This window comes from Nocardiopsis chromatogenes YIM 90109 (genome assembly GCF_000341185.1).
GTDB lineage: Bacteria > Actinomycetota > Actinomycetes > Streptosporangiales > Streptosporangiaceae > Nocardiopsis_A > Nocardiopsis_A chromatogenes.
The window spans coordinates 1-18,001 of sequence record NZ_ANBH01000259.1 but is presented as its reverse complement, the minus strand read 5'-3'; the positions used below and the strand labels follow the sequence as shown (position 1 = coordinate 18,001).

Below are 18,001 nucleotides of genomic sequence, written 5' to 3'. Positions count from 1 at the left end.
GTTCCCGGCGGGCCCCTCCTCGGCGGCCCCTTCCCCGGCCTGTGCCGAGGGCTCCGGGTGCTCGGAGGCCGCGGCTCCCCCGGCCCGCCGCCAGGGCAGGGCGAAGCGGCGGGACCGCCCGCCGCCCTCGCCCTTCCCGTCTTCCTCTTCGGCGCCCTCGCCGGGGCCGCCGTCCGCTTCCGACACGCCCGCCTAGTCCTCCGGGTCCCGCGGTAGGCCGAGCAGCCGCTCGGCGATGATGTTGAGCTGTACCTCGGTGGTGCCGCCGTAGATGGTCATGGACCGGCCGAACAGCATGTACCACGCCCAGACCCCGGTCGCCTCGCCGGGCTCCTCGCACACCGCCGCCCCGCCCTGCGCCTCCCACAGGTGGTCGGCCGCGCGCTGGGAGAACTCCACGCCCAGCAGCTTGCGGACGCTCGCCTCGGCCCCCGGCTCGGTGCCGGACAGCCGTTTGAGGGTGACCCGCAGGCCCAGGAGCTCCAGCACCTGCCCCTGGGCGACGAGCCGCCCCACCCGCACCTTCGCCTCCCGGTCGGCCCCGGCGTCGGCGGGAGGTGCGGCGCCCCAGCCGTCCGGCTCGGGCCCGGCCCGGTGGAAGCCCAGCACCTCGTCCAGGCCCGCGCCGATGCCGCCGCCCGACGACAGGGCCACGCGCTCGTTGCCCAGGGTGGTGCGGGCGACCCGCCAGCCGTCGCCGGGCGCGCCCACCACCTGGTCGTCGGGGACGAACACGCCGTCGAAGAAGACCTCGTTGAACAGCGCCTGCCCGGTCAGCTCGCGCAGCGGCCGCACGTCCACCCCGCTCGCGGCCATGTCCACGAGGAAGTAGGTGATGCCCGCGTGCTTGCCGGGGGCGCCCGGGTCGGTGCGGGCCAGGCAGATGCCCCACTGTGCGGCCTGCGCCATCGATGTCCAGATCTTCTGCCCGGTGAGCCGGTACCCGCCGTCGACCCGCTCGGCGCGCATGGACAGCGAGGCCAGGTCCGACCCGGCGCCCGGCTCGCTGAACAGCTGGCACCAGGTGATCTCGCCGCGCAGGGTCGGCCGCAGGAACCGCTCCTGCTGTTCGGGGGTGCCGTGCACGGCCAGGGACGGCAGCACCCAGGCGCCGATCGCCAGGCGCGGGCCCTTCACCCCGGCGCGGCGGCTCTCCTGCTCGATGAGGACCTGTTCCAGCGGTGAGGCGTCGCGGCCCCAGGGCCGGGGCAGGTGCGGCATCACCCAGCCCTCGTCGGCGAGGGCGGTGAAGCGCTCGCGCTCATCGCCGATGGCGGCCAGCCGGTCGGCGTCGGCGCGGATGCGCGCCCGCTGCTCCTCGGCGCCCACCTCGGGGCCGATGGAGACGGTGCGCCGCCGTCCGGCGAGGGCCAGATCGGCGGCGTCGGCGGCCCGGTCGGCGGCGGCCCCGGCGAGGACGCGCAGGGCCGAGGCGCGGCGCAGATAGCGGTGGGCGTCGTGCTCCCAGGTGAAGCCGATGCCGCCGTGGACCTGGATGCAGTCGCGGGCGCACTCCAGGGCGGTGTCGGGGGCGGTGAGCCCGGCGACGGCGGCGGCGAAGCGGGCGTGGTCGGGGGCGGTCCCGCCGGTGTCGTCCCTGAGCTCGTCATAGGCGCGTGCGGCGTCCCACACCGCGGCCCGCGCCTGCTCGACCGCGACCGCCATGCGGGCGCAGCGGTGCTTGACGCCCTGGAAGCCGCCGATGGGGCGGCCGAACTGGACGCGGACCTTGGCGTACTCGGCGGCGGTCTCCATGCACCAGGCCGCCACCCCGGCGGCCTCGGCACCGAGCAGGACCGCCGCCAGGCCCTCGGCGTCGCGCCGGTCCAGGCCTTGCAGGAGGGCGTCGCCGCCGGCGGCGGCGCCGTCGGCGTGCAGGGCGGCGACGGCGCGGCCCCGGTCGAGGGGGGTCAGCGGTTCGGCGCGCAGGTCGGCGCCGTCGAGCACGGCCCACCCCTCGCGCCCGTCGAGGCGGTAGGGGGCGACCACGACGGCGGCCTGGGCGCCGCCGGGGACCGGGCGCAGGGTGCCGGTCAGGCGCAGCCGCCCGTCCGGGTCCTCCTCGGCGTCCAGGGCGGGGCCCGGGGCGAACGCGGCGACGGTCGCCCCGTCGGCCAGCCCCGGCAGCAGGCGGGCGCGCAGTGCGGGGGCGCCCCAGCGGTCGATGAGGGCGGCGGCGAGCACGGTGGGGGTGTACGGGCCGGGCAGCAGTCCGCGGCCGACCTCCTCCAGGGCGGCGGCCAGCTCCAGCAGCCCGGCGCCCTGGCCGCCGTACTCCTCGGGCAGGTGCAGGCCGAGGAGGCCCTGGTCGGCGAGGCCGGTCCAGAAGGGGGGCGGCGCGTGGGCGCCGGAGCCGTCCTCCCACCCGGCGTCCAGGCGCCCGATCCACCCGCGGACGGCCTCCGCCAGCTCCTCGTGCTCTCCGGTCAGTCCGATCGCCATGGCAGCTCCCTGGGGGGTCGGTCGCCGATGCAGCCAGACTAGAACTGGTTATATACACGCCGTCAACTACCATCGGACGACACGCACCGGACCTCTCCGGTGCGCGAACGCGTTCCAGAAAGGCGGGACCCGTGCTCGGACTGCTCGCGGCCCTGCTCTCGGCGGCGGTCTACTCGATCGGGCTGGCCGTCGAGCAGCGCGCGCTGCACGGCGCGCCCTCCATCGGGGTGCGGCGCCCCCTGCACCTGGCGAAGGTGCTGCTGTCCGACCCGCGCTGGGTAGGCGGGTGCGCGATGGCGGCGGTCGGCAGCCTCGGCCTGGTGGTGGCGCTGGGCCTGGCACCGGTGTCGGTGGTCCAGCCCGCGTTCGCGGGCGGTATCGCCGTGATGCTGCTGCTGACCGCGCTCGTGCTGGGCGACCCCATCACCCGCGGGGAGAAGGCGGCGCTGGGGCTGATGCCGGTGGCGCTGCTGCTGCTGAGCCTGTCCCTGGGCGAGGGCGGCGCCACCGGCACCGTGCCGGACCTGCCGCTCCTGCTGGCCGTCAGCATCGGCACGGTGGTGGCGTGCGTGGGCGCGGTGGCCCTGGCGTCGGGCGGGGGGCGCTACGTGTCCTCGGCGGCGATGGGGGCGGCGGCCGGACTGGCCCAGGGCACGGCCGGACTGCAGGGCAAGGCTCTGGGCGGACTGCTGGCCGACGAGGGCCTGCCCGGGGCGGTGCTCCCGGCGCTGGCGTCGCCGTTCCCGTACCTGTACGCGCTGGGGTGGGCGGTCGGGATCGTGCTGTTCCAGACCTCGATGCAGCGCGCGCGGGCGTCGATCACCGCACCGGTGGCCAACGTGGCGGGCAACGTGTTCATGGTGGTGCTGGGGACCCTGATCTTCAGCGAGGCCCTGCCGGACGACCCGGTGATGCTGGCCCTGCGCGCGGGCGGGTTCGCCCTGACCCTGGTCGTGGTGGTCCTGGTCCGCGGCAACGGCGCCACGGCCGAAGCCGACACCACCCGCATGCGCGAGGCGGCCGGGACGGCACAGCAGACGCCGTAGACACCGCCCCCGTCCGTGGTGCCGGTCAGCCGAGCATCCGTGCCCGCACCGCGTCCAGGTCCTCCGGCAGGACGCCGAAGACGGCTTTCCGGGCCGTCAGTCCGTGTTCGGCCAGCACGGCCGCGATCTCCGGCCCCTGGTCCTCGTGCCCCATCTCCGCGAACAGGGGGACGGGTTCGGGCGTGGAGAGCTCGTAGTCGTCGGCGATCGCCCCGTCCTCGACGCCCGCCAGGGCCAGGAGCAGCAGCGCGACCAGTCCGGTGCGGTCGCGCCCGGCCGCGCAGTGGAACAGGACGCCTCCGGGCCCGGCCTGGGCCAAGGCGGTGAACACCGCGGCACACCGCTCTTTCTTGAGCTCAAGGAAGGAGCGGTAGTAGGGCGGGGTGCCGTGCAACCGCCGACGGGCCACGTCCTCCCAGAAGCGGACGTCCGAGGCGTCGTCCAAGGGGATCTCCGAACGCACCATCCCGGCCGGAGCGGACTTCCGTCCAGGCGCGGCAGGAAACGCCGTCGCCCCTCCTCCTGCGGGCAGCCCCTCGCCGGGGCCCGGCTCAATCTCCTCGGGATTGCGCAGGTCCACGATGGTTCGGACCCCGGCATCGTAGGCGCCGCCCGGATGAAGGCGCCGCTCCGGACGGTCCGCCCATCGCGGGTCGGCAGCCCTCCGAGACCGCGCGCATTGAAGAAGCCGTCCCAGGTGACCTTCCGTGATCCGCTCATCGGAGGGCAGGCTGGCCCGGCCCTGCCGTCGCGGCGCGGAAGGCGCCGTGACCGGATGCGGCCGGGGCCGCATCCGGTACGTGCCCGGGCTCAGGTCACGCCGAGACGGCGACCGCCTGGCCCAGGGCCGGGGCGGCCACCTCGGCCCAGGCGCCGATGACCTCGGCGGGGTCGGCGAGTTCGGCGTCGGCCAGCAGCAGCGCGGGCTCCAGCACCCACGCCCCCAGGTCGGACAGGAGCACCCGCAGGTCCTCCTCGATGTTGCGGCCGTTGCGCAGGTCCGGCACCGCGGCCATGGGCACCGCCACCCCGCGGCCCATCCCCAGCTCGGGCAGCCGGTCCAGGAAGACCTTGAGCAGGCCGGTGTAGGACCCGTGCGTCTGCGGCGTGGCGACCAGCACCACGTCGGCCTCGCGCACCCGCGCGACGGCGTCGGTGACGTCCCGCCCCGCGTCGGCGGCGAGCAGCGCCGGGCCGAGTTCGGCCAGGTCGACGGTGTGCGGTTCGGCGTCCACCCCGGCCTGGTCGGCCAGGGCGCGGGCGGCGCGGGCGGCGGCCGCGGCGAGGGCGGAACGGGGATCGGGGTCGGCGACGAGCACGGTGAAACGGATCATGGCGGTCTCCTGCTGCTGGCGGCGCGGCCGCGGGGCCGCGCGAAGCGCGTGTGGGGCGTCGGGCGCGTACGCGGGCGGCGTCGCCGCGCGGGGTTCGCGCCGGTCGGGCTGTGGAAGCGGTGGAAACGACGCCACCGGGAGGGACCGCGCCTCCCGTAGGGCCGGGCCGATGTGCCGGGCGCGGCCGCAGGCTCGGGTGCCGTCGACACGGGTCGGCGGGCGGGCGCGCGGAGGGCGCCGGGAGCCGGGCGGAGGGAAGGCGGGAACACCACCGGTGGGCGGGGGCGTGCCCCCGAACGGCGCTAGCTAAGACACAGGGCGCTGGCCTGCTGTCTGAGGTCGACATGCAGGCGCTGTACGAGCAGCTCACCGGCGGACATGCCCACCATCATGGGCGGCCCCGGCGCTATGGTCAATGCATCATGGGCGGAAATGTCGCACCCCCCGGGTGTGGCATCGGGCACAGCCGAGAGAGGACCACCGAGCATGGGCGCGAGCCGGACGACCCTGACCAACGCACGGCTGCTCACCCCCGACGGCTTCGTCGACGGGTGGCTGGGCACCGAGGACGGGGCCATCACGGGCCTGGGCGCCGGGGCGCCCCCGGCCGGGGCGGGCGCCGCCGTGGACGCGGGCGGGCGCACCGTGCTGCCCGGGACGGTGGACACGCACATCCACGGCGGGGCGGGGGCGGCGTTCACCGAGACCGACCCCGAGCGGCTCCGCTCGATCGTGGAGTTCAACCGCGCGAACGGGGCCACGACGCTGGTCGGCGGGCTGGTCGCGGCCACCCCGGAGGACACCCTGGACCAGGTGCGGGCGCTGGCCGACCTGGCCGACGAGGGGCTGATCGCCGGGATGTTCCTGGAGGGGCCCTGGATCTCGCCGGACCGGCACGGGGCGCACGACCCGGCGCTGCTGCGCGACCCCGACACGGGCGAGTTCGACGCCCTGCTCAAGGCCTCCCGCGGCCACCTGCGGATGGTCACCGTCGCCCCGGAGCTGCCCGGCGCCCTGAAGCTGGTCGCGGCGGCCGCCTCGCAGGGGGTGACGGTGGCGGTCGGCCACACCGAGGCCACCTACGACCAGGCCCGTGCCGCCTTCGACGCCGGGGCGAGGGTGGCCACCCACCTGTACAACGCGATGCGCCCGTTCAACCACCGCGAGCCGGGCCCGATCGGGGCGGCCCTGACCGACGAGCGGGTGACCCTCGAGCTGATCAACGACGGCGTGCACGTCCACCCGGCCGCCGCCCAGGTGGCCTTCGAGGCCGCCGGGGGCGACCGGGTCAGCCTGGTCACCGACGCCATGGCCGCCACGGGCCTGGGCGACGGCGAGTACACCCTGGGCAAGCTGCGGGTACGGGTGAGCGGCGGCGAGGCGCGCCTGGTGGAGGACGGGACCATCGCCAGCAGCACCATCGTCCTGCCGGACGCGGTCCGGCGGGCGGTGGAGACCGTGGAGGGCGTCGACCTGGCGACCGCGGCGCGCTCGGCGACGTCGGTCCCGGCACGGGCCCTGGGCATCGAGGGCGTGGGCGAACTCGCGGAGGGCTACCGGGCCGACCTGGTGGTGCTGGACGACGACCTGTCGGTCGCCGGGGTGATGTACCGGGGCGCGTGGGTGAGGAAACCGTAGCGGGACCCCTCCCCCACGGCGACACGGTGCGTCATATTCCACCCCGAATGGCTACTCACAGTGATACTTGGTGGGGCCGCCGCGACCGGCGGCGGTCCGGCGGGGTGAGGAGCGGGGATGGCCCGATCGGGGGACGGTGCGGCGGGAGGCGGCGCCGCGGGCGGCGGGGAGGGCGGGCCGGTCCCCCCGCAGCGGCGGCCGGTCAACGTCACCGACCGGCGCACGGTGCGCCGCGCCGTGTTCGCCTCCGCCCTCGGCAACGCCACCGAGTGGTACGACTTCGGCGTCTACAGCTACCTCGCCGCCACCATCGGCCACCTCTTCTACCCCACCGCCTCGGCGGGCGGGCAGCTCATCGCCACCTTCAGCACCTTCGCCGCCGCCTTTCTGATCCGCCCCGCCGGCGGCCTGTTCTTCGGCCCCCTCGGCGACCGGATCGGACGCAAGCGGGTGCTGGCCGTCACCATGCTCATGATGGCCCTGGGTACCTTCAGCATCGGCCTGCTCCCCGTCTACGACGCCGTCGGCTTCCTGGCCCCCGTCCTGCTGCTCCTGGCCCGCATGGTGCAGGGCTTCTCCACCGGGGGCGAGTACGGCGGCGCCACCACCTTCATCGGCGAGTACGCCCCCGACCGCCGCCGCGGGTTCCTCAGCTCGTGGCTGGAGTTCGGCACCGTGTGCGGCTACGCGGGCGGCGCCCTGGTGGTCACCCTGCTCACCGTGGTCCTCAGCGACTCCCAGATGGCCGCCTGGGGCTGGCGCGTCCCGTTCCTGCTCGCCCTGCCGCTGGGCGCCGTCGGCCTGTACATCCGCCTGCGCCTGGAGGACACCCCGGCCTTCACCACCGCCGCCGACACCTTCGCCGACGCCGCCGCCCGCCCCGGCCCACTGCGGCAGGTCATCGACACGGTCCGCGGCAACCTGGGCGCCATGGGCCTGTGCATCGGCCTGGTGCTGGTCTTCAACGTCAACAACTACATCCTGACCGCCTACATGCCGACCTACCTGACCGACGAGCTCGGCTACACCGGCACCCACGGCCTGGTCATCACCCTGGTGGCGATGGCGGCGATGCTGGTGCTGGTCACCCGGATGGGAAAGCTCAGCGACCGGTTCGGCCGCCGCCCCCTGCTGATGAGCGGCAGCGTGCTCACCATCGCCGCCGCCCTGCCCGCCTTCTGGCTGCTCCAGCAGGGGCGGGCCGCCGCGTTCGCCGGGGCGCTGCTGCTGGCCGTCGTCCTCGTGCACTTCTCCGGCGTGGTGCCGTCGTCGCTGCCCGCCCTGTTCCCGACCAAGGTCCGCTACGCCGGGCTGGCCATCGGCTTCAACGTGTCGGTGTCACTGTTCGGCGGCACGACGCCGCTGATGGCCGAGGCGCTGGTGCAGGCCACCGGCAACCTGTACGCGCCCGCGCTGCTGATGCTGGTCGCCGGTGCCGTCGGCGTCCTCGTCGTGGCGAGGATGCCCGAGAGCGCGGGCCGCCCGCTGCCCGGGGCCCGGCCCGCAGCCACCGACCACGCGGAGGCCGAGCGGCTGGCGCTCCAGCACTGAGCGGCGGAATTTGAACCGGGCGTGAACGGCGTGTCACCGTCCGCTCATCCCCTGTTTACGCGACACTGATCGCCACGGAACAACCGCATACCGGGTCTTTGCGTCCCCTCTCGCAAAGAAGGACGAGCACCGTGTGCTGCGCCTTCCCTCCGCGCAGCCGTACCGGACCGATCGATACGGCTAAGGGGACGCCTGCCTTGCTGGATTCCATCACCACACCGCTGGCGCGGAGGCTCAGGCGGGGCGCGACCGCCGCACTCGGCCGGGTCCCCTCCGGGGCCCGCACCCGGCTGCTGGCCCTGCGGTGGCGGTCGCTGCTGGAGGCCGACGCCCGCCTCACCCCGGCCCTGCACCGCGGACGCCCCGTTCTGGCGCACCGCTGGGCCGGTCCGCTCTCCACCGGCCTGCTCGCGCGCCGCGCCCTGGAGCACTGCGCCGACGCCCTCGACGGCCAGGTGCCCGCCTGGCCGGACACAGCGCACCCGGGGGTGCGGGTCGTCGACCACACGGCCCTGTTCGCCGAGGCCGACCTGCCCACGTGCCGCTGCACCACTACTACGCACACCTCACGGGGCGCGCGTTCCCCGGGTCGATCACCTACGCCTACGTCGATGTGGGCGACCCGGGCCAGCACCCGCGGCTCGAAGCCCTGCAGCGGCGCAAGCACGAGGTGTTCTGCCTGACGGACGCGCCGCCCGGCCCCGTCCCCCGGGACGAACAGCTCAGGCTCATGGGGGCGTTCCTGGGGAACTACTTCCCCCTCAGAGCGCCCTGGGAGGGGTACACCGCATGAGGATCGTCTACCTGCTGCACACGCTGTACGGGATCGGGGGGACCATCCGGACGGTGGTCAACCAGGCCGAGGCGATGGCGGCGCTCGGGCACGAGGTCGAGGTGGTCTCGGTGTTCCGGCACCGGGACGACCCGGTGCTGCCGGTGGGCCCGTCGGTCCGGGTCACCTGGCTGGTCGACGTCCGCGAGCCCGCCGGGCCGGGGGCCGACCGGCCGTCGCAGCTCTACCCCGTGGAGGAGAAGCACTACGGGGCGCACAGTGCCCTGACCGACGCCCTGATCGCCGAGCGGCTCGCGCAGGCCGGGCCCGACGTGGTGGTGGGCACGCGCGCCGGGATCAACATCCTGTTGGCGCGGCTCAGACCCGACGGGGCGGCCGTCGTGGGGCAGGAGCACCTCACCTTCCGGATGTACGACCGCGCGCTGCTGCGCACGATGGCGCGCGACTACCGGAGGCTCGACGCCCTCTCCCCGGTCACCGAGACCGACGCGGCGACCTACCGCGCCCGCATGCGCCTTGGCGGGGTGCGGGTGCAGGCGGTGCCCAACTGCGTGCCCGCCCCGGAGCTGCGCACGTGGGGCGGCGGCCCGCCCAGCATCGTCGCCGCCGGGCGGGTCACCGGGATGAAGGGGTTCGACCTGCTGCTGGAGGCGTTCGCCCGCGTGGCCGGGGACCATCCCGACTGGACGGTTCGGGTGTTCGGCCGGGGCGACGGTGTGCAGGCGCGGCGCCGCCAGATCCACGCGCTGGGGCTGGAGGACCGCGCGTTCATGATGGGGGCGCACCCGCGCATGGACGAGGTGTGGCCGCTGGCGTCGCTGTGCGCGGTGCCGTCCCGGGACGAGCCGTTCGGGATGATCCTGGTGGAGGCGATGCGGGCCGGGGTTCCGGTGGTGTCCTCGGACTGCCCGCACGGCCCGGCGGAGATCCTGCGGCACGGCGAGGACGGGCTGCTGGTGGAGAACGAGGACCCCGACGCGTTCGCCCGCGGGCTCGACCGGCTGATGGGCGACGACGCCCTGCGCGCCCGGATGGGGGCGGCGGCGCTGCGCAACTCGGCGCGGTACGCGCCCGAGTCGGTGGCGCGGATGCACGAGGCCCTCTTCTGGGACCTGGCCGGGGGCGGGCCCCGGACGGCGGCCCCCGCTCCGCGCACGGCCGCGCTCGGGTCGGACGGGGTGCTGGAGCTGCGGTTCACCACGCCGCCCGGCCTGATGGTGCTGCGCGCGGTCGGGGCGGGGGCCGCCGGCCGGGAGGAGCGCAAAGTGTGCCCGGGGGGCGCCCGGACGGTGCACGTCGACCCGCGGGACTTCCCGGAGGGCACCACGCGGTGGGACGTGCTCCGCAGCGACGGCGGGGGCGCGCCGGTGCCCGTGCCCGCCTCGCTCGTCGACCTGCGCTCCGCGCCGCACGAGCCGCGGACGGTCAAGCGGCTGGCGGTGGCGGTGCCCGAGCGCGGGCCCGGCGGGAGGCTGCGGGTCGCGGCGCGGCACGCCGACCGGTTCGCCGAGGTGGGCGAGGTGGCCGTGGCCGCCGAGCGGATCGCGGTGTCGGGGACGGTGCTCGGGTCGACCGGGCCCGACCTGGAAGCGGAGCTGGTGCTGGCCGCGCGCGGCGGCCCGGGGGCCGAGCTGCGGTTCCCGTGCCCGGTGGACGCGTCGGGGCGGTTCGGCGCCCTGGTGCCGGTCGGGGCGCTCGCCGAGGCGGGCGCGGGGCTCGTGGACGGGGGCGCGGAGGAGGACGAGGCGGTCTGGGACGTCCGTCTGCGCAACGGCCGGGGCGACCACCTGGTGGGCCGGTGCCTTCTGGGCGCGGGCGACTGGAAGCGGGCGTGCGCCTACCCGGGGACCGAGCACACCGGTGCGGACGGCACCGGGCACGGGCCGATGCGGGTCGAGCCCTACATCACCGCGGGCGGCCACCTGGCCGTGCGGACGCGCCGCGGCGGCGGGGGCGGCGCGGGGCGGGAACCGGTCCCGGACGTGTCCGTGTGCTGGCTGCCGCGGCGGTGCCGGTTCGAGGTGTCGGGGACGGTGCGCACCCTCGGGGCCGGGCCCGGGGAGGTCGGGGTGCGCCTGGTCCCGGAGCGCGGGCGGGGGGACCCGGTCGACCTCCCGGTCACGTGCGCCCGCACCCCCGCCGGGGTGCGGTTCACGGCGGCGGTCGACCTGGCGGGGCCCGGCCGCCTGCCGTTCGGCCGCTGGCGTCTGGAGGTGCACGGCCGGGGCGCCGACACGGTCCGGTCCTTCCCCGCCTACCCGGGCCCGCGGCTCCGGAAGAGGTGGTGGCGGGGCCCGGTGCCGGTGTACGCGGTGGCGGGCCCGGCGAAGGGGCGGGGGACGGTGATCGAGCACGCCCCGGTGCGCCTGCTCGCGGCCGTGCGCAGGCGCGTGTCCCACGTCCCCGTCCTCTCACGCCTGTGGAGGGGGCGCGGGTAGGGCGCCGGACGGGGCGATCACGCCGGAAATGCGTGTCATACACCGCAAAGAATAACACTGAGTAGTTACATGACTACTGAACGGACGTATGGCGTCCGTCCCGCCGGACCGGCTCCGATTGGACCGAACATGCCCGTTCTCAGCGTGATCGTCCCCGTCTACAACGTCGAGCGGTACCTCGGCGCCTGCCTCGGCTCGCTCCGCGGACAGACCCTCGGCGACCTGGAGGTCGTCGTCGTCGACGACGGCTCCCCCGACGGCAGCGCCCGCATCGCCGCCGAGCACGCCGAACGGGACCCGCGGGTGCGGCTCGTCCGCCAGGACAACGCCGGGCTCGGCGCCGCCCGCAACACCGGGATCCGGCACTCCGGCGGCGACTTCCTCGCCTTCGTCGACAGCGACGACGCCATCCCCCCGTACGCCTTCGGCGCCATGGTCGCCGGACTGCGGGAGAGCGGCTCGGACTTCGCCACCGGCAACGTCCACCGCTACAACGAGCTCGGCAGCGGCCAGTCCCCCATGCACCGGCGCACCTTCCGGCACGCCGCCGTCGGCACCCACGTCACCCGCCGGGAGAACCTGCTGACCGACCGCCTGGCCACCAACAAGGTGTGGCGGCGCGACTTCTGGGACCGGCACGGCCTCGCCTTCCCCGAAGGCGTCCTCTACGAGGACATCAGCGTCGCCATCCCCGCGCACTTCCTGGCCACGGCGGTGGACGTGCACACCGCCCCCGTCTACCTGTGGCGGGAGCGCCCCGGCGACGACCCGTCCATCACCCAGGACCGCCTGCACCCCAGGGGCCTGCGCGACCGCTACCGGGCGGTACGCGCCACCGCCGACTTCCTGGCCGGCCACGCCCACCCCCGGGACCGGATGCGCTGGGACGCCATCGCCCTCGGCAGCGACCTGCGCATCTTCCTCCAGCTCCTCGGGGACGCCGACGACGCCTTCCGCACCCTCTTCTGCGACCTGGCCGAGGAGTACATGCGACACGGCCACCCGCGCGCGCTCACCCGGCTGCCCGCCTTCGAGCGCCTCAAATGGCACTTGGTGCGCCGCCGCGACCTCGACCGGCTGCTGCACGTCCTGTCCTTCGAGCGGGACGGCGGACACCGCCGCGTCCAAGCCGTCCGGCACGGTCTGCGCTTCTACGGCGACTACCCCTTCAAGGACGACCGCCGCGCCCTCGTGCCCCGGCGCGTCTACCGCCTCGACGACGAGCTGGTGCTCCGGCAGAAGGCCGAGCGGGTCGACTGGGAGGACGGGCGGCTCGTGGTCGAGGGCCGGGTCTGCCTGAAGCACCTGCGGCCCAACCGCCGCTACCAGCAGTTCGTGCGGGCGCACGCGGTCGACACCGCCACCGGGAGGCGGCACCGGCTGCCGGTGGAGACCCTGCGCGCCGCCGAGTACCCCGCCGCGCCCGGCGACGCCGGGGCGCGCCACGACTGGGGCGGGTACCGGGTCACCGTGGACCCGCGCGCCCTGGGCGGGCGATCGGCTCCACGGGCGGGCGAATGGCGGATCGAGCTGACCGTGCTCAACCGGGGCATTGCCCGCACGGCCGCGCTCGCCCACCCCGTGGCGGGGGCGCCGCGCCGCCCCGAGACAGCCGAGGTCGGGCCCGGCCTCACGGCACGCCCGGTGTGGACCGGCGGCCTGCGCCTGGTCGTGAGCGACGGGTCCGCCGCCGTCACCGGGTACGCGCTCCGCGACGGGGACCTGGTGCTGGAGGGTGTGCTGGCCGACCCGCCGCCGGGGTCCGCCCTCCGGCTGCGCCGCCTGCCCGGAGACCGCACCCTGGAGGTGCCGTTGGAGGTCGGCGCGGACGGGCGCTTCCGCTGCCCGGTCCCGGTGGACACGCTGGCCGACGGGTTCGAGGAGCGCAGGCGCGCCCCCGGCGGACCGGCGGTCGGTGAGCGCTGGGAGATCCGGGCGGTCGCGCCCGGCACCGAACCGCGCGCGCTCACGCTGGACGGGGCCGGTGCGCACCCGCACCTGTACGGGGACCACTGCCTGGCCGTCGAGGAGGACCAGCGCGGCGACGCGCTCATCCACGTGTCCGTCCCCCAGCCGCGTCTGGAGGCGGCACGCTGGGACGGGCGCGAGCTCGTGCTCCAGGGAACCCTGCCCGGGGGCGGGGACTCCGCCGACGATCGCTCCCTGGTCGTCAAGGCCAAGGGGCGGCACGAGGAGATCGCCGTCCCCATGGCCGTGGACGGGGAGGGGTTCGAGGCGCGCATCCCGGTCGACGCGGTGCCGCATCCCCTGGGCACGCTCCCCCTGGCCTCAGGCACCTACCGGCTGTTCATGGCGGCCGACGGCGACCGCGCCCACGACGGCCCGCTCCCGCGCCTCATCCCGGTCCGCGCCGCCCCCGGGCTGCTGGGCGGGCTCCCCGCCGCGCACGACGCCCCGGAGTGCCCGGCGGTCCTCGACGCCGCCGACCGCACCGCACCGGAGCTGACCGTCGGCCCGGCCCTGCTCCCCGAAGAGCGCGGCTCCCGGGCGCAGAAGCGCCTGCGCGAGGAGGTCTACCCGGGGCTGCGGGAGCTGCGGGTGCGGTCCCAGGTCTATTTCGAGAGCTACTCGGGCAAGCAGTACTCCGACAGCCCGCGGGTGATCTCCGAGGAGCTGCGCCGCAGAGGGGCGGCCGCACCGTCGCTGTGGCTGGTCCGGGACCGCCAGGTGCGCACCCCGCCGGAGCTCCGGCCGGTCCCGCACGGGAGCCGGGAGTACTTCGAGGCGCTGGCGACCTCCGAGGTGATCGTCACCAACGCGCACCTGCCGCAGTGGTTCGACAAGCGCGAGGGGCAGCGGGTCGTGCAGACCTGGCACGGGTCGATGCTCAAGCGGATCGGGTTCGACATCGAGAACGTCCGGTTCGCCTCGCACGACGCCTCCTACCACGAGCGCCTCGCCCGCGAGGTGGGGCAGTGGGACTACCTGGTCTCGCCGAGCCCGTGGGCCACGCCCATCCTGCGCCGGGCCTTCCGCTTCGAGGGGACGGTCCTGGAGACGGGGTACCCGCGCAACGACATCTTCCACTCGCCCGAACGCGCGGAGACCGCGCGCAGGGTGCGCGGGCGCCTGGGGCTGCCCGAGGGGAAGAAGGTCGTGCTGTACGCGCCGACGTGGCGGGACGACAAGTTCTACTCGCCCGGCAAGTACAAGCTGGACCTGCGGCTGGACATCGAGCGCATGCGCGAGGCGCTGGGCGGGGAGCACGTGCTGCTGGTGCGCCGCCACCCCAACATCGTCGACCGGGTGCCGGGCGCGGGCGACGGCTTCGTCCGGGACGTGTCGGCCTACCCGGAGGTGCAGGAGCTGTTCCTGGTCACCGACGTGCTGGTGACCGACTACTCGTCGCTGATGTTCGACTTCGCCAACACCGGCCGTCCGATGCTCTTCTACACCTACGACCTGGAGGAGTACCGGGACCGGCTGCGCGGCTTCTACTTCGACTTCGAGGAGGTCGCGCCGGGGCCGCTGGTCGAGGACCAGGAGCACCTGGTGGAGGCGGTCCGCGCCGCGGACGCCGTCCGGCTGGACCACCGGGACCGGTACGAGGCGTTCGTGGACCGGTTCTGCCCCCTGGACGACGGCAAGGCGGCGGCGCGGGTGGTGGACGCGGTGTTCGGCGGGGGCGCCGCCCCGCTCCCGCCCCAGCGCACGGCCGAAGCCGACACCCCGGAGGGCGCGGATCCGAAGGACCGCTGACCCGAAGGGCCGCTGACGGGGACCGCCGTCACGGGGCCGGGACGACCTTCACCGCCAGGCGGTCCGCGCTGGAGAAGTACACCCGCACCGCGTACCTCCGCCGCTTCAGCAGGCCCAGCGGGCCCGACCGGGCCCCCGGGCGGCGCGGGCCCGGAACGACCGCCTCCGGGTGGGTGAACACCGGGGTCGTCCGCAGCACGTCGGTGTCCAGGCGGCACAGCCCCGTACGCTCGGCCCCCTCCTCCGGGACCAGCCACAGGTCCCAGACGGCCTCCCCGCCCCCGTAGCGGGACGCGAAGGCGCGCGCGGGAAGGACCGGCCGGAACCCTCCCCCGCCGGTCGGCTCCGCCGGGGCCGACACCTCGCCCGCACCGCTCTCCCGGCGCACCGCCTCCACCCGCGCCCCCGCCCCGAGCCCGGCGCCCCACAGGTCTCCACGGAGCGTGATCCGGTCCCCGCCGGTGCGCACGGAGCGGACCTCGGCATGGACCGTCCGCACACGGCTGCGCACCGCCGGGACGCCGTCCTCGGCGACGTACGGCAGCAGCGCGCGCAGCCCCGGCGCTTCGCGGGACAGCCGCGGCGCCGCCAGGTACCCGGCGGAGTCGCAGCCTCCGTCCGCGACCGCCGCCTCGACGCCGTCGGGACGGCGGACCGCGACCGTCCACTCCCCCTCCCCGGGGCCCACCTGCCGGGGAACGCGGGCCGTGCCGCCCTCGACGGGGAACACCGCCGCCTCGGCTCCGCCCCCGCCCCGGGCCCCGGTGCGCCGGTGCAGGACCACCTCCGCCCCCTCCGGCGCCCCTTCCAGGTCGATCCGCACGTCGCCCGACCCCTCCTCCACGGAGATGCGGCCGCGCACCGACCGTGCGGAGCGCCGCCGGGCCGCCTCCTCCAGCACCCTCTCGAACCGCTCGGCGCTGGGTCCCGCGCCGAACCGCTCGGCACCGGTCCGCGCCGCCTCGCCCATCTCCGCGCGGAGGCGGGAGTCGCCCAGCACCTCCCGCAGGGCACCGGCCATGGCACCGGCGTCGCCGGGCGGCACCAGCAGCCCCTCCTTGCCGGAGGTGATGATGTTGCGCGGCCCGTGGTCGCAGTCGGCGCTCACCACCGGAAGCCCCAGCGACATGGCCTCCACCAGGACGTTGCCGAACGGCTCCCGCCTGGAGGGCAGCGCGAACACCGCCCCCTTGGCCAGTTCCCAGGGCAGCCGCTCGGTCGGGCCCATGAGGTGGGCGCGGTCGTACACGCCGTGCCGCTCGATCGCCTCCCGGATCCGCCGCCGGTCGGGGCCGCCCCCGTGGATGCGCAGGCCCCACTCCGGGAACTCCGCGCTCACCTGCGCGAACGCCTCCACCAGCACGTCGAAGCCCTTGTGCGGCTTGAGCACCCCGCCGGTGACGACGAGCGGCGCCCCGGACGCCCTCGGCACGCCCCCGCCCGCCGGGGGCACGCAGTTGGGCACCACCGGCATGAAATGACCGCCGCCGGCGTCGGCCCGCGTGCGCTCGGCGGTCTCCGGAGTGAGCACGGTGACCGCGTCCATGGACCGGTAGGCCGCGTACACCTCCCGCTTCAGGTCGGGCGCGTAGGCCCACGGGTGCGAGTGCTCCTGGGCCAGGCGCAGGCGGTCCCCGCACTCGGCGCGTGCGAGCACCACGGTGATCTTCGGGTTCGAGCTGACCACGGCGTCGGCGTCGGTCTCGGCCAGGTAGCGCAGCAGGCGCAGCTCGGTCAGGCGGCTCACCTTGGGCGGGGCCTGACCGCCGTCGTCGGGGTAGACCTTCGGCCGCCGCACCGCCAGCGGGTCCTCGGCGTCGCCGGTGGGCGACTCGGGGCGCACGTCGGTCAGGTTGACCACCCGCACGCGCGCGTCCAGCGGGAACGCGGACGCGGTCTGGGCCCTGCGCAGGGCCACCACCTCCACCTCGTGCCGCGCTGCGAGCGCCCCCGCCATGTTGTGCACGGCGCTGACCACACCTCCGATGTGGTCGCGGTCCACGATGAGAAACGCGATCTTCACGGTGCCCCTCCCCCTGGGTCCTGACCGCCACCATCTCCCCAGGTCAGGCCGCCCGCCACGACCGATCCGGCGTGTCGCACCCGCGGCTACGGTTCAGTAACGCTACCCAGGGTGACAATGGCAGTGGAGTCAAGGCATTCCGAGCGTGAGGAGGCGCCATGGCCAAGAAGAAGAACGCGCGTTCCGGTACGGCGCCGCCGCCCGCCGAGACGGCCGAGAGCGAGCAGCTCTCGCGCCTGGCCGAGGCCCTCGTCAAGTACGGCGTGGGCACACGGGTGATCCGCCGGGAGCCCCCGGTGCTGAGAGTGAGCAACCCCGAGTCCGAGTACGCGGTGGAGGACGTGGGCTGCGAGCGCCGCGAGCACGGCCACGCCTTCCTCGCGTCGTTCGGCGTCCACCTGGGCACCAGCGAGAGCATCCCGCTGACCGCCCGGAAGGTCGCCTGGCTGGTGGGCGCCACGGACCGATGACCGGCGGGTCCCGGATCCGCTCCACGGGCGAGTGGCCGCGTTCCCGGCCGGGAATGACCGGGGAATGGGGGACGCGGCGCGCTCCGGGGACGGGCACCATGTCCTGATCGGGGGACGCCGGTGGCGCGCCTCGGACCCGGAGCTGCCCGAGGACGTGCGCCACCGCCTGGTGCACCACCTGATGGACGCACGGCGCGCCGTGGCCGCGGCACGCCGCGCGGGCGACCGGGAGGCCGAACGGCGGGCCCGCACCCGGGTGCATACGGCCAAGACCGGTCTGGGCGAGCGCGGCACCCCGTGGTGGGAACAGCCCCTCCCCGACCGGCGCGCCCGCTGGGAGGAGGCACTCCGCCACCTCGACCCCTGAGGCCCGCCAGCGGAACGGGAACGCCGCTGCACCACCCGCTCACCCCCTATGGCCGGTATCGCGCGTGGTCCCTTCGATGGATTGCGGCGCCCCTAGGGCGTGTTTCTCGGATCAGGTCCGTGGCGAGCGGTGTCCAGGTGCGTCCATCGCAAGGACGAAGAAGGAGTCAGCCTGGGTGT

Annotated in this window: 13 protein-coding genes and 1 pseudogene; 8 read left to right on the top strand and 6 right to left on the bottom strand. The window is 75.5% G+C overall.

Annotated elements, in window-relative coordinates; translation table 11 throughout:
- The coding region (locus D476_RS34330) for a hypothetical protein (protein WP_040726919.1) at nucleotides 1–186 on the bottom strand (186 nt) is incomplete at its 3' end.
- A 6-nt stretch (nucleotides 187–192) separates the two neighbouring features.
- The gene (locus tag D476_RS0124075) at nucleotides 193–2,442 is read right to left on the bottom strand and encodes an acyl-CoA dehydrogenase (RefSeq protein WP_017626477.1); all 2,250 of its coding nucleotides are present in this window, start codon (nucleotides 2,440–2,442) and stop codon (nucleotides 193–195) included.
- 131 nt (nucleotides 2,443–2,573) lie between these two features.
- Between D476_RS0124075 and D476_RS0124070 the strand changes: the two genes are divergently transcribed.
- Nucleotides 2,574–3,488, top strand: a complete 915-nt coding sequence (locus D476_RS0124070; protein WP_017626476.1) for a hypothetical protein — start codon at nucleotides 2,574–2,576, stop codon at nucleotides 3,486–3,488.
- Nucleotides 3,489–3,513: 25 nt separating this feature from the next.
- On the opposite strand, the gene D476_RS36640 is transcribed toward D476_RS0124070, so the two are convergent.
- The 3 genes and pseudogenes from D476_RS36640 to D476_RS0124060 all read right to left on the bottom strand — a co-directional run bounded on the left by D476_RS36640 (nucleotide 3,514) and on the right by D476_RS0124060 (nucleotide 4,822).
- Nucleotides 3,514–4,068 carry a tyrosine-protein phosphatase gene (locus D476_RS36640; RefSeq protein WP_275041568.1) on the bottom strand — a complete coding sequence of 185 codons (555 nt, stop codon included), beginning with the start codon at nucleotides 4,066–4,068 and terminating at the stop codon, nucleotides 3,514–3,516.
- Nucleotides 4,069–4,136: 68 nt separating this feature from the next.
- Nucleotides 4,137–4,208: pseudogene (locus D476_RS39830) on the bottom strand (hypothetical protein); the annotation flags it as partial.
- Nucleotides 4,209–4,303: 95 nt separating this feature from the next.
- Nucleotides 4,304–4,822 carry an NADPH-dependent FMN reductase gene (locus tag D476_RS0124060; protein WP_017626474.1) on the bottom strand — a complete coding sequence of 173 codons (519 nt, stop codon included), beginning with the start codon at nucleotides 4,820–4,822 and terminating at the stop codon, nucleotides 4,304–4,306.
- A 486-nt stretch (nucleotides 4,823–5,308) separates the two neighbouring features.
- On the opposite strand from D476_RS0124060, the gene nagA reads away from it, so the two are divergent.
- The 5 genes from nagA (at nucleotide 5,309) to D476_RS0124030 (ending at nucleotide 14,962) form a co-directional block, all read left to right on the top strand.
- Nucleotides 5,309–6,460 (top strand): N-acetylglucosamine-6-phosphate deacetylase, encoded by a 1,152-nt coding sequence (gene nagA / locus D476_RS0124050; RefSeq protein ID WP_017626473.1) that lies wholly within the window; start codon nucleotides 5,309–5,311, stop codon nucleotides 6,458–6,460.
- Nucleotides 6,461–6,577: 117 nt separating this feature from the next.
- The gene (locus tag D476_RS0124045) at nucleotides 6,578–8,011 is read left to right on the top strand and encodes an MFS transporter (protein WP_017626472.1); all 1,434 of its coding nucleotides are present in this window, start codon (nucleotides 6,578–6,580) and stop codon (nucleotides 8,009–8,011) included.
- Between the two features lie 538 nt (nucleotides 8,012–8,549).
- Nucleotides 8,550–8,804, top strand: a complete 255-nt coding sequence (locus tag D476_RS39355) for a hypothetical protein (protein ID WP_017626471.1) — start codon at nucleotides 8,550–8,552, stop codon at nucleotides 8,802–8,804.
- On the top strand, nucleotides 8,801–11,242 hold the full coding sequence (locus D476_RS39825; RefSeq protein WP_017626470.1) for a glycosyltransferase family 4 protein: 2,442 nt from the start codon (nucleotides 8,801–8,803) through the stop codon (nucleotides 11,240–11,242). Before D476_RS39355 ends, D476_RS39825 begins: the two co-directional genes overlap by 4 nt.
- Before the next feature lie 129 nt (nucleotides 11,243–11,371).
- On the top strand, nucleotides 11,372–14,962 hold the full coding sequence (locus tag D476_RS0124030) for a bifunctional glycosyltransferase/CDP-glycerol:glycerophosphate glycerophosphotransferase (protein WP_017626469.1): 3,591 nt from the start codon (nucleotides 11,372–11,374) through the stop codon (nucleotides 14,960–14,962).
- Between the two features lie 28 nt (nucleotides 14,963–14,990).
- Here D476_RS0124030 and D476_RS0124025 read toward each other — a convergent pair whose 3' ends face one another.
- The gene (locus D476_RS0124025; RefSeq protein WP_017626468.1) at nucleotides 14,991–16,985 is read right to left on the bottom strand and encodes a glycosyltransferase; all 1,995 of its coding nucleotides are present in this window, start codon (nucleotides 16,983–16,985) and stop codon (nucleotides 14,991–14,993) included.
- Nucleotides 16,986–17,143: 158 nt separating this feature from the next.
- Between D476_RS0124025 and D476_RS0124020 the strand changes: the two genes are divergently transcribed.
- Entirely contained in the window at nucleotides 17,144–17,455 is a 312-nt protein-coding gene (locus D476_RS0124020; protein ID WP_017626467.1) for a hypothetical protein, read from the top strand.
- A 64-nt stretch (nucleotides 17,456–17,519) separates the two neighbouring features.
- Nucleotides 17,520–17,822 (top strand): hypothetical protein, encoded by a 303-nt coding sequence (locus D476_RS0124015; RefSeq protein ID WP_017626466.1) that lies wholly within the window; start codon nucleotides 17,520–17,522, stop codon nucleotides 17,820–17,822.
- The last annotated feature ends 179 nt before the right edge of the window (nucleotides 17,823–18,001 follow it).

Bases quoted from the DNA above. Each gene is read 5' to 3' on its own strand.
- D476_RS0124075 (WP_017626477.1), bottom strand. From the start codon at position 2,442: ATGGCGATCGGACTGACCGGAGAGCACGAGGAGCTGGCGGAGGCCGTC.
- D476_RS0124060 (WP_017626474.1), bottom strand. From the start codon at position 4,822: ATGATCCGTTTCACCGTGCTCGTCGCCGACCCCGATCCCCGTTCCGCC.
- nagA (WP_017626473.1), top strand. From the start codon at position 5,309: ATGGGCGCGAGCCGGACGACCCTGACCAACGCACGGCTGCTCACCCCC.
- D476_RS0124045 (WP_017626472.1), top strand. From the start codon at position 6,578: ATGGCCCGATCGGGGGACGGTGCGGCGGGAGGCGGCGCCGCGGGCGGC.
- D476_RS39825 (WP_017626470.1), top strand. From the start codon at position 8,801: ATGAGGATCGTCTACCTGCTGCACACGCTGTACGGGATCGGGGGGACC.
- D476_RS0124030 (WP_017626469.1), top strand. From the start codon at position 11,372: ATGCCCGTTCTCAGCGTGATCGTCCCCGTCTACAACGTCGAGCGGTAC.
- D476_RS0124020 (WP_017626467.1), top strand. From the start codon at position 17,144: ATGGCCAAGAAGAAGAACGCGCGTTCCGGTACGGCGCCGCCGCCCGCC.
- D476_RS0124015 (WP_017626466.1), top strand. From the start codon at position 17,520: ATGGGGGACGCGGCGCGCTCCGGGGACGGGCACCATGTCCTGATCGGG.